The sequence below is a fragment of the Frankia sp. CcI49 genome (assembly GCF_001983215.1).
Taxonomy (GTDB): domain Bacteria; phylum Actinomycetota; class Actinomycetes; order Frankiales; family Frankiaceae; genus Parafrankia; species Parafrankia irregularis.
Genome location: NZ_MOWP01000032.1, coordinates 165,275 through 177,865 on the forward strand (window position 1 = coordinate 165,275; position 12,591 = coordinate 177,865).

A 12,591-nucleotide genomic window follows, 5' to 3' on the forward strand; every position below is an offset into this window, starting at 1 on the left:
CAGCCGGTGAGCCGAGTCGACCCGGCGGGCTGAGCCCCGCTCAGCGCACGAGCTCGCCGACGCCGCCCGCCAGGCCCCAGGACCGCGCCACCAGTGTCCCGTGCTCGCCGAGCAGTGGCGGCCGCAGGTGCTCGGCGGGCGCAGCCGACCGCCACCGGAACGGCGAGCCCATCAGCGTGAGCGTGCCGAGCCGGGGATGGTCGACCTCGCGGAGGGCCGCTCTGGCCCGCAGCTGCGGATCGGCGGCGATGTCACTCGCCGCGGCGGACAGACCGGCGGGCACACCTACCGCAGTCAGCACCTCGATCATCTCGTGCGCCTCGCGGCCGGCCGCGAAATCGCGCACGAGATGGTCGACCTCGGCGCGGCTGCGCAGCCTGCCTTCCAGGTCGCGCAGCCGCGGATCCGCCGCCGCCGGCCCGAGCAACGCGGCCAGTCCGTCCCACTCCGCCCGGGTCCGCACCCCCACGGCGACCCACCGCCCGTCTCCGCACCGGTAGCAGTCGTAGGGCACCGCGCGGTCGAGAGTGTTCCCCGCCCGGACCGGCCGGCCACCGCGGGAGGCCTGCAGCACGAGATGGCCCTGGAGCACCACCAGGGCGTCGCGGGCCGCCGCGTCGACGGTGATCCCGCCGCCACCGCCGAGCACGTGGAACAGTCCGGCGAGGACACCGAGGCAACCGTTGGTGCCGGCCCGTAGATCGTTCGTGTCCCGGACGTCGGACGGCGGCGCGTCGGGATAACCCGTCATCATACCCAGCCCGCCCTCGGCGTTGAACACCGACGCATAGCCCGGACGGTTCGCGTCGAGCGCGTTCGTCCCGAACCCCGAAAGTGCCAGGACCACGAGGCGTGGATTGCGCTCGAGCAGGGTGTCGTCGCCGAGGCCGAGCCGCGCCCGCACCCCGGGTCGGTAGTTCTCCACCAGCACGTCCGCCCGCTCGACCATGCCGAGCACCAGCTCGACGCCCTCGGGGGTCTTCAGGTCCGCCACCACGGACTTCTTCGCCTGGTTGAGATCCATGAAGCGGATCGAGGAGTCGAGATCCGCCCCGCTGTCGGACATGTCCCGGCGGAACAGGTCCGGGGTGCGCGGCGACTCGACGCGGACCACCTCGGCACCGAGGAAGGCGAGCAGCTCGGTCGCGTACGGACCGGCGGCCACCCAGGTCAGATCCACCACCCGCAGGCCGGCCAGCGGCAGGCCTTCCCGCCCGGTCTCGGGGACCGACCTCGCCGGGGCCGGGGGGRCGGCCGTGACCGCCGCACCGACTCCTCTCCCGCTGACCAGGAACGACCGCACGGGTGCCAAGCCGCCGCCGGGGACCGGCCCCAGCAGCTGTCGCGAGGCGATCGCCGGGTCGTTCGCGAGCTCGGAGGGCTCGAGGAAGGGACCGCCAGGGCAGCCCGCTTCCAGCAACGACGCCCGCGCCTGCGCGCGGGTCCGCGAGGAGGTCCAGCCCTCCAACTCTACGGTCAGGTCCTCGGCGTTGGCATAGCGGCGGCCCCGGTCGGAGAAACGAGGGTCCGTCGCGAGGTCGGGCCGACCGATCACCTCGCAGAACGACATCCAGTGCTTTTCCTCGACCGGGCGGATGGCGATCCATCCGTCCTGACAGCGCAGCGCGCCAGCGTAGTCATAGCCACGGTAGGCACGATCGAAGTCGCGGCGCTCGAACCACGCCCGGGAAAGCGTCGTGCGGTTCAGCCCGCACTCGACCTCCGTCCCGGCGACCTCGACGAAGCCGCCACGCTGTCCGCGGCGCGCGCCTACCAGTGCCCCGAGCACCGCGACCGCGGCGGTCAGGCCCGTGTCGTGGTCCGCCAGGAACCGCCCCGGCCTCACCGGCGGGCGATGCGGGAACAGCCGGTGAGCGTTGTCACTGGGCAGCATCGCACCCTCACCCCCAGCGTGGTAGACGGTGAGTTCGCAGGCTGGCCGGTCGGCGTGCGGACCATCCAGGCCATGCGCCGTCACCGACACGACCACCAGCTGCGGGTGCCCGCGCGCGAGGTCGTCGAGATCCAGGCCGAGAGCCGTCAGTTCGGCCGGGGTGTGGTCGTCGACCAGCACCCGGGCCGCCGCGAGCTCCTGACGCACCATCGCGAGGTAGACGTCCGCGTCCTCGGCGCGGCGGACCGTCTTGCCCCGGTTCGCGTCGTCGTACAGGCAGCGGGCGTCGGAGGCGGCGCCAGCGGCCAGCGCGAGCAGTGGGTCACCGCCCGCCGGCTCGATCCGGACGACGTCGGCCCCGAGCCAAGACAGCACCTGGGCGCACCAGGGTGCGGCGACCCAGCGCCCGAGGTCGACAACGCGCACACCGGCCAGCGGGTGGAACTCCTCTACCGACAGCCTTGCCACAGCGCCTCCAACGGGCCTGCGGGCACCGGAGTCCGATGCCCGCCGAGCCCTGTCTCAGATCCTGGAGCACCGCCCGGGCGACATCACCAGGAGCAACATCCAGGTAGCAGTAAGAAATTGATCTCCGGGGCCGAGAAAGCTGAACCAACACTGGCGCGGCGCGCGAAGTAGTCAGATAATTTTGCTCTATACGGCATCATCTGTCGACCCCCGGCCGCCCGGCCAGGCCCCTCGGCAGCATGAATCAGCACAGGTCAGCCGACGCGGAAGGATGCGGGATGAGGTTCCGAGTCACCAGCGACACACCACCGCCGGTACTGATCGAGGCCGCGACCGCCTACTCGACCCGCTGTTGCAGCGGGATCCTGGACCTGTGGCGCGACGCGACCGGCTACTGGCAGGCGACACTCACCCACGACCTGGACTGCTGGGAATCCGGCGCGCCGTTGGCCGAGCAGGTGGGCCGCGTCTCCCGTCCGGACGTCTCCGCTCCGGACTATGAGGACCTTCTGACACCCCTGCGAGCCGTGCGCTGCGCCGCCTGCGCGGCCAGCCCGTGGCGCGCGACGCGTCCCGCGCGGGCCTACCGGCGGCGCAGCGGCTGACCGGCATACGGCGGGCCCCGCCCCTCGTACGCCGCGACGGTGCCGCCGCACACTCTGGACGCGGCGGCTAACCGCACGGTGCCGTGCCCGGCTATCGGGGAAGACCCAGGACTCGCTCGCCCAGGATCGTGCGCTGGATCTCGTTCGCGCCGCCGTAGATCGTCTCCGCGCGGCTATTCAGGAAGCTCGTCTGGAACAGGTCCAGTCCGTAGTCCTCGCCGACAATCTCGCTCGCCGGACCCAGCAGCGTCATCTCCAGCTCGCCGAGCCGGCGGTGCCAGTTCGCCCACTGCAGCTTGGAGATCGACGACTCCGGGCCGAGGTCGCCGGTCCTTGTGAGGGAGGCGATCATCCGCAGGTTGGTGTAGCGGACCACTTCCAGCCCGATCCAGGCGTCGGCGACCCGCTGGCGGACCAGTGGATCCGCGGTCCGGCCCCGGTCGCGCAAGACCTTGATGAGGTCCGACAGCTCCCGCTCGAACATGTACTGGTAGGGCAGCGTGGTCAGCAGGCGCTCGGCCCCGACCGTGCCCATCGCGACCCGCCACCCCCCATGTATCGGGCCGACGACCAGGTCGGCCCGGGTGCGCGCCTCGCTGAGGAAGACCTCGCAGAACTCCCGGCCGCCCGCGATGGTGCGGATCGGGCGGACGTCCACGCCAGGCTGGTCGACGGGAACCAGCAGCAGCGAGATCCCCCTGTGCGCGGGCGCCTCGGGGTCCGTGCGGCACAGGACGTACAGCCAGTCGGCGTGCGCGCCGAAGGTGGTCCAGATCTTCTGGCCGTCGATCACCCACTCGTCGCCGTCCAGGCGGGCCCGGGTCCGCAGACTCGCCAGGTCCGAGCCCGCTCCCGGCTCGGAGAAGCCCTGCCCCCAGAACTCCTCCGCCGCGGTGATCCGGGGCAGGAAGCGCGCCTTCTGCTCTTTGGAGCCGTGGCGCAGCAGCGTCGGGCCGAACAGGTCCCGGCCCTGCACGCCGACCCAGTACGGGGCGGCGGCCGCGGCGTGTTCCTGGAGGAACACGATCTCCTCGGCCAGCGAGCCGCCGCGCCCCCCGTACTCTCGCGGCCAGGTGATGTTGAGCAGTCGGGCGGCCGCGAGCTCACGCTCCCACGCCAGCCGGACCTCCCAGTGGGCGTCGTCGGCGGGACCGCCCACCCCCCGGTGCGCCGCGAACTCGCCTACCAGGTGCTCGGCGAGCCAGTCCCGCACCTGCGCCCGGAACTCCGCCTCGGCGGCGGTGTCCTGCGTCTCCATGTCGACCCCCAGGTGATCCGCACGGGTCGGATGGCACCGGCCCCCGCGACGACGCGCGTCGCGACGGATACCAACTTTCAACCCGAGAGCCATCCAGAGCAATCATCTTAACAAGTTAGATAGTTCAATGCGTCACCTGGCCCGCGGCCGTCGACTCAGAAGAGGTCACCGCCGGTGGCGAGGGCCGTCGTCCCGTCCCGCTCGAACGCCTTGAGCACGTTGCGCCCGATCCGCCACTGGTGGACCTCGTCCGGGCCGTCGACGAGACGCTGCTGGCGGGCCTCGGTGTACCAGTGGGCCAACGGAGTGTCGAGGGTGTAGCCGAGGGAGCCGTGGATCTGGATGGCGGTGTCGATCACGTTGTGCAGCATGTGCGCCACGTAGTTCTTCGCGATCGAGTTCTCCTGCCGCATGTCCAGGCCGCGCTCCATCTTGTACGCGATGTGCAGGATCATCAGGCGGCTCACGTAGAGCTGCTCGGCGCAGTCGGCAATCATGAACTGGACGCCCTGGCGGTCCGCCAGGGGCTTGCCGAACGTCTCCCGCTCCAGCGCCCGCTTCGCGGCCATGTCCAGCGCCGCCTGGGCCTTGGCCAGGCTCCACATGCCGTGGCGCAGCCGGCCGTAGCCGAGCCGGTGCTGCCCCATCGAGAACCCCTCGCCCACCCCGCCGAGGATGTTCTCGTGCGGCACCACCAGGTTCTCGATCAGCACCTCGGCGTGGCCCATGGTCGACTCGCCCTCGAACGCGGGCTCGAAAGGCTCGTTCATGACGGGGATGTCGCGCACGATCCGGTACCCGTCCGCGGGCAGCTCCACCAGGAACGTCGTGAAGCGCTTGTGCCGAGGGCCGTCCTCGGCGGTCTTCGCCATCACCAGCGCCACGTCGGAGTGGCTGGCCCCGCTGCTGAACCACTTCTCACCGTTGAGGACCCAGGTGTCCCCGTCGCGCACCGCGGTCGTCCGGATCCCGGTCGCGTCCGCCCCCGCGGCCCGCTCGGTCATCGAGAAGCACAGCCGCAGCTCGCCCTCGACCACGGGACGCAGGTACTTCTCCTTCTGGACCTCGTTGCCGTGGCTGATCAGCGTCAGCATCGTCGCGTCCTGCGGCCCCATGCAGTTCAGCGCCCAGGCCCCGAGGAAGGTGAACGACCTCGCCACCTCGATCTGCACGATCGCGTTCGCGAGATGCCCAAGGCCCATCCCGCCGTACTCCTTCGGTACGAACGGGCACCACAGCCCCTGCCGGCGCGCCTCCTTCCGCACCTCGGCCACGATGTCCAGGAAGGGCCGGTGGCCAACCTCGGCCTCGGCCGGCAGCACGTGCTCGTCGATGAAGGCCGCCACCGTGGCGCGCAGGGCCTTGATGTCGGCGGGAATCTCGAAATCGATCACGGTGTCCTCAGTTCTCTGAGTGTGCTCGGTCCATCAGCCGCGGCTCGGCGGCCTCCGACCCGGCGCGGGGGCCGGAACCGGCGCGGCGGCAGGATGGCCCCGGTGGTGACGGTGCGCGTGGCTGCTGTGTCAGCTCGTCTGGCGGTACGTGCCACCGTCGACACGCACGAGGATCCCGCTGACCCAGGCGGACGCGTCCCCGGCCAGCCACAGCGCCGCCCCGACGAGGTCGTCGGGGACCCCGATCCGCCCCATCGTGGTGAGGGCGGCGGCCCGCTCGCGCTGCTCGTCCGTCCATGCCTCGGCGATGTCGGTGGCCACCCCGCCGGGCAGGATGGCGTTGGCCCGCACCCGGGGCCCGAACGCCTCGGCGAGCCCGATCGTCAGCGCGTTGAGACCGGCCTTGGCGCAGGCGTACACCAGCTCGTCCGCCCCGGGGCGCAACGAGCCGATGGTGCTGACGTTGATGATCGATCCGCCGTCGGAGGCGGCCATCCGAGCCCCGACCCGGACCCCGAGGCGGAAGGGGCCCTTCAGGTTGACCGCGCTGACCTTGTCCCAGTACTCCTCGCTGATCGAGGTCAGCTCCGGGTACAGCGGCGACATGCCGGCGTTGTTGACCAGGACGTCACAGCGGCCGAACTCCGCGTACGTCGTGTCAACCAGGCGGTCGCAGTCGTCCCAGCGGCCGACGTGCGCGGCCACGGCCAGCGCCCGACGCCCGGTCGTCCTCTCAACCTCCCGGGCGACCTCCTGGCAGGCGTCGAGCTTGCGGCTGCTCACGACCACGTCGGCCCCCGCCGCGGCGAACGCCAGGACCAGTGCCCGCCCGATCCCCCGGCTCCCGCCCGTCACCACAGCCACCCGGCCGGTCAGATCGAACATCCGGGCCCACCAGGGCAGTTCCTGAACGCTCATGAGCGGCCCCCCGACGGCGGCCGCATCTCGTCCAGCCCGCGGAAGCCGACGACCAGGAGGTCGAGCGCCGCGGTGATGCGCTCCGCCGGGTCGCCCTCGCCGCCGCTCGCGGTCCACTCGTCCCACACGGCACTGGCGACCGCCATCATCGCTGCCGCGACCACCTTCGGCCGCTGGTCGGCGTCGGCGTCGACCCCCATCCGCGCCGCGACGAGGCGGGCCAGTTCGCCGGTGCGGGCGGCGCGCTCACCGTTCATCCGCGTCCACAGCACCGGGGTGTCGGCGAGCACGCGGGAGCTAAGCATCACCGCCCGGCGGTTGCGCGGCTCGACCGTGGACGTGGCCAGGTAGGCGTTGCGCAGCGCGGTGATCGCGCCCTCGCCTGCCGGGCGCTGGGCGAAGGCGGCCAGCAGCCGGTCCTGGATCCGCCGGTCGTAGTCCAGCAGGATGTCGTCCTTGCTCCGGTGGTACCGGAAGAAGGTGCGCTGCGAGATCCCGGCCGCGGCGGCAATGTCGTCCACCGAGACGGCGGCGAAGCCGCGCTCACCGAACAGGCGCAGGGCCGCCCGTTCGATCTCGCGGGCCATGTACTGCCGCCGCCGTTCCTGCGCGAGTGTGGCACGGGTCGGCGGCGTGGCGGGGTTCTCCGTCTCCGCGATCATATGCGCTCACCTCGGGCGAAGATCGCCGCGAAGCGTACAAGCCGGTCGATCATCGATGCCGGGACCCGGCTCGGGGTCCCGTGCCGCACGCTGCGCGCGTACCCGCCCTCCAAAATGATCGCCAGCTTGAACAGTGCCAGCGCCTGGAAGTAGGAGAGCGCCCCGAGGTCGCGGCCGGTGCGCTCGGCGTAACGCGCGGCCAGCTCCGCCCGCGTCGGCAGCCCGTCACGCTGCTCGATGTCGACGGTGAGCGCGTACTCCTCACCCGGGTCGGTCCACCGCGCCAGCAGGTGCCCCAGGTCCAGCAGCGGGTCACCGATCGTCCCGGTGTCCCAGTCGATCACCGCTGCCAGGCGGGTGGTCTCCTGGTAGGACGCCATGACGTTGAACGGGCTGTAGTCGCCGTGGATGATCCCGGGCCTGCCCATCGAGGGCCGGTTGCGCTCCAGCCAGTCCGCCACGAAATCGAGTTCGGGGATGTTCCGGACCCGGTAGCGCTCGAGCTGTGCGAGCCAGCGTGGCACCTGGCGTTCGAGGAACCCCTCGGGGCGGCCAAGGCCTTCCAGACCCCCGGCCCGCCAGTCGACATCGCCCAGCGCCGCGACCGCATCCACCATCGCGAACGCGAGGTCACGCCGCGCCGGCGCGGTGTCGTAGGGCGGCGGCAGCGCCCCGGTGGGCGTCAGGCCGTCCACCTTGTCCATCACGAGGAACGGGGCGCCCAGCGGCGCCGGGTCGGTGCAGAGCAGCAGCGGCCGGGGGTGCGGAACGGCCGTTCCCTCCAGTGCGCTCAGGATGCGCCATTCCCGCTCCATGTCGGAGGCTCCGGGGGCGTTGACGACCGCAGAAGGCCGGCGAAGCACCCACTCGTGGCCGGCACGGCGCACGAAGAAGAGCGCGTTCCCGATCCCCGTGGCCTGGCCCATCCGCTCCACCACCAGCGACTGCCCCACCCCTGGCAGCCGGTCGCCGACCCATTCGGTGAGTACGTCGGCGTCGACCAGCACGTTGTCGCGCCCCGGGTCGGCGGCGGCGGGGGAGCCGGTGCTCGGCGCGTCGGCGGCCGTCATCGGCGGCCCGGCGCACGCCGCGCCCGCACCCCGCCGCTCTGGTCAGACCATAGGACGATCTTCATGACGACGACGATAGAGAGCATGACAGCCACTGTCAATCCTGACAGCTACCAGCAGGTAGACTATGCGCAGGCGGGACCTAAACAGCATAATAATGTGTATCTTTCTGGCATGGACCTGCGCTACCCGTCGGACGTCGAGAGCTTCCGGGCCGAAGTCCGCGCCGTGCTTGCCGAGGAGCTCCCCGGAGACTTCGCCGGCCTCGGCGCCATCGAGGACCGGGCCGCGGCCGAGGAGTTCGTCGAGACCTGGCGCGCCACCCTGTACCGCCGCCGGCTGCTCGGCGTCACCTGGCCCGTCGCGTACGGCGGCCGCGGGCTTTCGCGGCTACACCAGGTGGCGCTGGTCGAGGAGCTCGCCCGCGCCGGTGTGCCCTACGGGGCGCCCTACGACACCTACGCGGTCAAGATGCTCGGGTCCACGCTGCTGCGATTCGGGACACCCGAACAGAAGGCCCGGTTCCTGCCTCCCATCCTGTCCGGGGCCGAGCACTGGTGCCAGGGCTACTCCGAACCCGACGCGGGCTCGGACCTGGCCTCGCTGCGCACCCGCGCCCGCCTCGACGGCGGCGCGTGGGTCCTCAACGGCCAGAAGGTCTGGACCTCCCACGCGTTCGACGCCGACTGGATCTTCGTGCTCGCCCGGACCGACCCCGGCTCCGCCCGCAACCGGGGGATCAGTTTCCTTCTCGTGCCGATCGACCAGCCGGGAATCGAGATCCGGCGCATCCGCCAGATGACCGGCGAGAGCGACTTCTGCGAGGTCTGGTTCACCGACGCACGCACCCCGGCGGAGAACATCGTCGGCCGGCCCGGGGAGGGCTGGAAGATCGCGACCGCGCTACTCGGCCACGAGCGGGGCGAAGAGGCCGCCACCAACCCAATCATGTTCCGCGCGGAGCTCGACCGCCTCATTCGTCTGGCCAGGGAGAACGGCACCGCCGCCGACCCGCTGATCCGCCAGCGGCTGGCCGATGCGGTGACCCGGGTCGAGGTCATGCGCCATCTCGGCTACCGCGTGCTCACCGGCCTCGCCAAGGGCTCCGACCTCGGCGCCACCGCGTCCGTGTCGAAGCTCTACTGGAGCGAGTACCACCAGCGAGTCACCGAGCTGGCCCAGGACATCCTCGGGCTGCACGGCCAGGTTCTCCGCGGCCGCGCGCCCCTACGGGCGTACCGGGCCGATGATCCGGGAGTGCCGTCAAGTTCGACGGCGTCGTGGGCCGGGGTGTGGATGAACGCCCGCGCCGGAACCATCTACGCCGGGACATCCGAGATCCAACGCAACATCATCGCCGAATCGGTGCTGGGGCTCCCCCGGGAGCCACGGCCCATGCCATGACCACCGCCGGGCCGGGCGGCGTTGTCGCCCGGCCCGGTTTAGCTGACCAGCAGGGCTCGCACCTGGCCGGCTGCGGCGACCGCCGCCAACGGATCGCTGGCCACGGAGATCAGGTTCACCTCGGTGACACCGGCCGCAGCGTAGGGCGCCAGGAACTCAGCGACCTCCTCCGGCCGGCCGGCCGGGCACCACCGCGCGAACGTCTCGAAGGGCAGCCGGTAGAGCGTCTCCATCTCGGCGGCAAGCAGGCGGGTGGCCTCCGCCCGGTCCGCGCCGAAGCCGCACCACACCTGCAGGCCGTGCCGCCAGTGGACGCCGCTCCTCCCCGCGTCCGCCGCGATCGTCTCCACCTGCCGCACCGCCGCAGCGAAGCGGCGATCGGAGACCCACAGACCGAGCCACCCGTCACCGAGTCGGCCGGCCCGGCGCAGCGCGGCGTCCGACCGGCCGCCGACGACGATCGATACCGGGCGCTGCGGCGCGGGGCAGACGGATACACCGTCGAGGGCGAAGAACTCCCCATTGTGGTCAAGCGGTGTGCCGGTCAGCAGCGAGCGCAGGACCGTGAGGGCTTCGTCCAGGCGCCGCCCGCGCGAGGCTGGGTCCACGCCGACAGCCGCGGACTCACTCCGGTCCTCTCCGCCAGCGCCGACGCCGAGTGTGAGGCCCGCCGGCGACAGGCCGGCGACGTCGACGAGTTGGCGGGCAACCGCGACCGGATGACGCAGCGCGAGCTGGTAGACCCCGACCGACAGCTCGGTCCTGGTCGCCAGGGCGGCCAGTGCGGCGGCCTGGATGAGGCCGTCCCCGCCCTGGCCACCTTGAAAGGTGATGTGGTCGCCGACGCATAGGAGATCGAGGCCGGCCTCCTCCGCCAGTGCCACGGCCGGCGGCAGCCCACCGGAGGTAAACAGCGCCCGGGGCACGCGCAGTCCGACACGCATACCGGCTCAGGCCATCGTAAGGCCGCCACTGACGGAAAGCGTCTGGCCGGTCACGTAACCCGCACCCTCGGAGGCGAGAAAGGCGACGGCCGGGGCGATGTCCTGGGGGTTGCCGATCCGGCGCAGCGGGATCGCCTTGGCAAGTCCGTCGTACAGCCGCTGGTTCGCCTGCGCGACCTGGTCGAGCAGCGCGGTGTCCGTCGGGCCGGGGCACACACTGTTGACGGTGACGCCATGCCGCGCCACCTCACGCGCCAGCGCCTTCCCGAACGCAATCACACCGCCCTTGCTGCCGCTGTAGACGACTTCGCCGGAGGAACCAACTCGGCCGGCGTCCGAGGCGATCATCACGATGCGCCCCCAGCCCCGCTCGACCATCGAGTCCAACACTGCACGGGTGATCCGAACCGTTCCAAGCAGGTTGACCCCGACGATCCGGGTCCACTCCTCCTCGGTCGACTCGAGGAACGGCTTGATCACGTCGACCCCGGCGTTGTTCACCAGCACCTCGACCGGCCCCAGCGCGGCGGTCACCTCCGACAACGCGTCGGRCACACTTGCGCGGTCGGCGATGTCGACTGCGGCTCCGACCGCCCGGATCCCGAAGCGCTCCGCGATTTCGGCCGCAGTCTTCCTCGCTGCCTCGCCGTCCAGATCCAGCACCGCGACGTCGTGGCCGGCCTCGGCGAGGCCTTCCGCGATCGCCGCTCCGATCCCTCGCACGGCCCCGGTGACCATCGCTACCCGTCCCACATCCGACTCCTCTCCCCGCGGCGCGGGCAGCAGGCCACCGCACCACACTCCGCGAACGTGCCCTGGCGAACATCCGGCCGACCCCGGGGATGCGACGACGCTCGATACCCGACCCGACCTGACCCAACCAACTTAATCATATGTCTTATTAAGAAGAACTGAAGATTATTGGCACAGACTCCAGCCAGGCTCGCGCCACCACCGCCCAACACCACGGCAGAACTCGATCGCCGCGAGTAACCGATCGGACACCTCGCCCGCAAGCCGGAATCGTTGTGTTAATTTATCTCTTAACTCGCCGGCCGCAAGATCACCGACACTGCCCGGAGCGCCGGCCCGTTCACGGAACGAGGAGGTCCCCCGAGGTGGACGAGCCCGCGCTACCGCCCGTCATCGATCCCGACGAGTTCGCCGGGAGGGTGGTCCTGGTCACCGCCGCCGCCGGCGCGGGCATCGGCGAGGCAACGGCCRCCAGGTTCGCCGCCGGCGGTGCGACGGTCGTCGTCACCGACCGGCACGAGGGCCGGACCCTCTCGGTCGCCGCGAAGCTGGGTGAGCTGCACAGGCATGCGACCGTCGTCGGGCACCCGATGGACGTCGGCGACCGCTCGGCGATCGACCGGGTCCTCGACCGGGTCCTGCCCGACCATGGCACCGTCGACGTCCTGGTCAACAACGCCGCGTACAACGTGGTGGGTGACCACTTCGACTACGACCCGGCCATCTGGGACCGGACGGTCGACATCAACCTCACCGGGCCGTGGTACCTGTGCCGGCGGCTGCTGCCCGTGATGCGCGACCGGCGGCGCGGCGTGGTGGTCAATGTGTCGTCGTACGCTCCAGACGTCGGCGGCAACGGCATCGAGAGCCCCTACGCGATCACCAAGGGCGGGCTCAACGTCCTGACCCGCTCGGTCGCGCACGAGGGCGGCCCGTACGGGATCCGGGCTGTCACCGTCGCCATGGGGGTGGTGCGCGGCACCAGATTCATCGACCAACATCCCGAGATCCTCAAGGACGCCGACAACCTGGGCGTACTGCCGTGGATGCCGAACGCGGACGATCTCGCCGAGACCATCGCCTTCCTCGCCGGTGACCGCGCCCGATGCATCACCGGGGAGATCGTCAACGTCGCGTGCGGCGCCTACATGCGGACATGAGCCGCGCCGCCCGACGGAAGGACCAGACATCAACGAGATCGAAATTGGAGCGGCCAGAAAG

At 71.2% G+C, this 12,591-nt stretch carries 11 protein-coding genes; 3 read left to right on the forward strand and 8 right to left on the reverse strand.

The features are described 5' to 3' along the window. Positions 1-40: 40 nt before the first annotated feature. Positions 41-2,362 (reverse strand): CoA transferase, encoded by a 2,322-nt coding sequence (locus CcI49_RS29175; protein ID WP_076831573.1) that lies wholly within the window; start codon positions 2,360-2,362, stop codon positions 41-43. 278 nt (positions 2,363-2,640) lie between these two features. On the opposite strand from CcI49_RS29175, the gene CcI49_RS29180 reads away from it, so the two are divergent. After that, the gene (locus CcI49_RS29180) at positions 2,641-2,967 is read left to right on the forward strand and encodes a hypothetical protein (protein ID WP_076831577.1); all 327 of its coding nucleotides are present in this window, start codon (positions 2,641-2,643) and stop codon (positions 2,965-2,967) included. Positions 2,968-3,058: 91 nt separating this feature from the next. On the opposite strand, the gene CcI49_RS29185 is transcribed toward CcI49_RS29180, so the two are convergent. The 5 genes from CcI49_RS29185 to CcI49_RS29205 form a co-directional block, all read right to left on the reverse strand. Then, positions 3,059-4,225, reverse strand: a complete 1,167-nt coding sequence (locus tag CcI49_RS29185; protein WP_076831582.1) for an acyl-CoA dehydrogenase family protein — start codon at positions 4,223-4,225, stop codon at positions 3,059-3,061. A 155-nt stretch (positions 4,226-4,380) separates the two neighbouring features. Further along, the gene (locus CcI49_RS29190) at positions 4,381-5,619 is read right to left on the reverse strand and encodes an acyl-CoA dehydrogenase family protein (RefSeq protein ID WP_076831586.1); all 1,239 of its coding nucleotides are present in this window, start codon (positions 5,617-5,619) and stop codon (positions 4,381-4,383) included. Positions 5,620-5,748: 129 nt separating this feature from the next. After that, the gene (locus CcI49_RS29195) at positions 5,749-6,537 is read right to left on the reverse strand and encodes an SDR family oxidoreductase (protein WP_076831589.1); all 789 of its coding nucleotides are present in this window, start codon (positions 6,535-6,537) and stop codon (positions 5,749-5,751) included. Then, entirely contained in the window at positions 6,534-7,199 is a 666-nt protein-coding gene (locus tag CcI49_RS29200) for a TetR family transcriptional regulator (RefSeq protein ID WP_076831592.1), read from the reverse strand. Before CcI49_RS29200 ends, CcI49_RS29195 begins: the two co-directional genes overlap by 4 nt. Next, entirely contained in the window at positions 7,196-8,269 is a 1,074-nt protein-coding gene (locus tag CcI49_RS29205; protein ID WP_083749788.1) for a phosphotransferase family protein, read from the reverse strand. Before CcI49_RS29205 ends, CcI49_RS29200 begins: the two co-directional genes overlap by 4 nt. A gap of 174 nt (positions 8,270-8,443) precedes the next feature. Here CcI49_RS29205 and CcI49_RS29210 point away from each other — a divergent pair, with 174 nt between their 5' ends. Then, positions 8,444-9,673 carry an acyl-CoA dehydrogenase family protein gene (locus CcI49_RS29210; RefSeq protein ID WP_076831594.1) on the forward strand — a complete coding sequence of 410 codons (1,230 nt, stop codon included), beginning with the start codon at positions 8,444-8,446 and terminating at the stop codon, positions 9,671-9,673. A gap of 38 nt (positions 9,674-9,711) precedes the next feature. Here the strand turns inward: CcI49_RS29210 and CcI49_RS29215 are convergent, their stop codons facing one another. Both CcI49_RS29215 and CcI49_RS29220 read right to left on the reverse strand, forming a co-directional pair. Further along, on the reverse strand, positions 9,712-10,617 hold the full coding sequence (locus tag CcI49_RS29215; RefSeq protein ID WP_076831597.1) for an LLM class flavin-dependent oxidoreductase: 906 nt from the start codon (positions 10,615-10,617) through the stop codon (positions 9,712-9,714). Positions 10,618-10,623: 6 nt separating this feature from the next. Then, a complete protein-coding gene (locus CcI49_RS29220) occupies positions 10,624-11,355 on the reverse strand; it encodes an SDR family oxidoreductase (RefSeq protein ID WP_076831600.1) in 732 nt (243 codons plus the stop codon). A 380-nt stretch (positions 11,356-11,735) separates the two neighbouring features. Here CcI49_RS29220 and CcI49_RS29225 point away from each other — a divergent pair, with 380 nt between their 5' ends. Next, entirely contained in the window at positions 11,736-12,530 is a 795-nt protein-coding gene (locus CcI49_RS29225) for an SDR family oxidoreductase (protein ID WP_083749789.1), read from the forward strand. Positions 12,531-12,591: the final 61 nt, after the last annotated feature.

What these genes read in the sequence shown, in the direction of transcription:
- CcI49_RS29180 (WP_076831577.1), top strand. Translation starts at nt 2,641, where the DNA reads ATGAGGTTCCGAGTCACCAGCGACACACCACCGCCGGTACTGATCGAG.
- CcI49_RS29205 (WP_083749788.1), bottom strand. Translation starts at nt 8,269, where the DNA reads ATGACGGCCGCCGACGCGCCGAGCACCGGCTCCCCCGCCGCCGCCGAC.
- CcI49_RS29200 (WP_076831592.1), bottom strand. Translation starts at nt 7,199, where the DNA reads ATGATCGCGGAGACGGAGAACCCCGCCACGCCGCCGACCCGTGCCACA.
- CcI49_RS29195 (WP_076831589.1), bottom strand. Translation starts at nt 6,537, where the DNA reads ATGAGCGTTCAGGAACTGCCCTGGTGGGCCCGGATGTTCGATCTGACC.
- CcI49_RS29215 (WP_076831597.1), bottom strand. Translation starts at nt 10,617, where the DNA reads ATGCGTGTCGGACTGCGCGTGCCCCGGGCGCTGTTTACCTCCGGTGGG.
- CcI49_RS29210 (WP_076831594.1), top strand. Translation starts at nt 8,444, where the DNA reads ATGGACCTGCGCTACCCGTCGGACGTCGAGAGCTTCCGGGCCGAAGTC.
- CcI49_RS29185 (WP_076831582.1), bottom strand. Translation starts at nt 4,225, where the DNA reads ATGGAGACGCAGGACACCGCCGCCGAGGCGGAGTTCCGGGCGCAGGTG.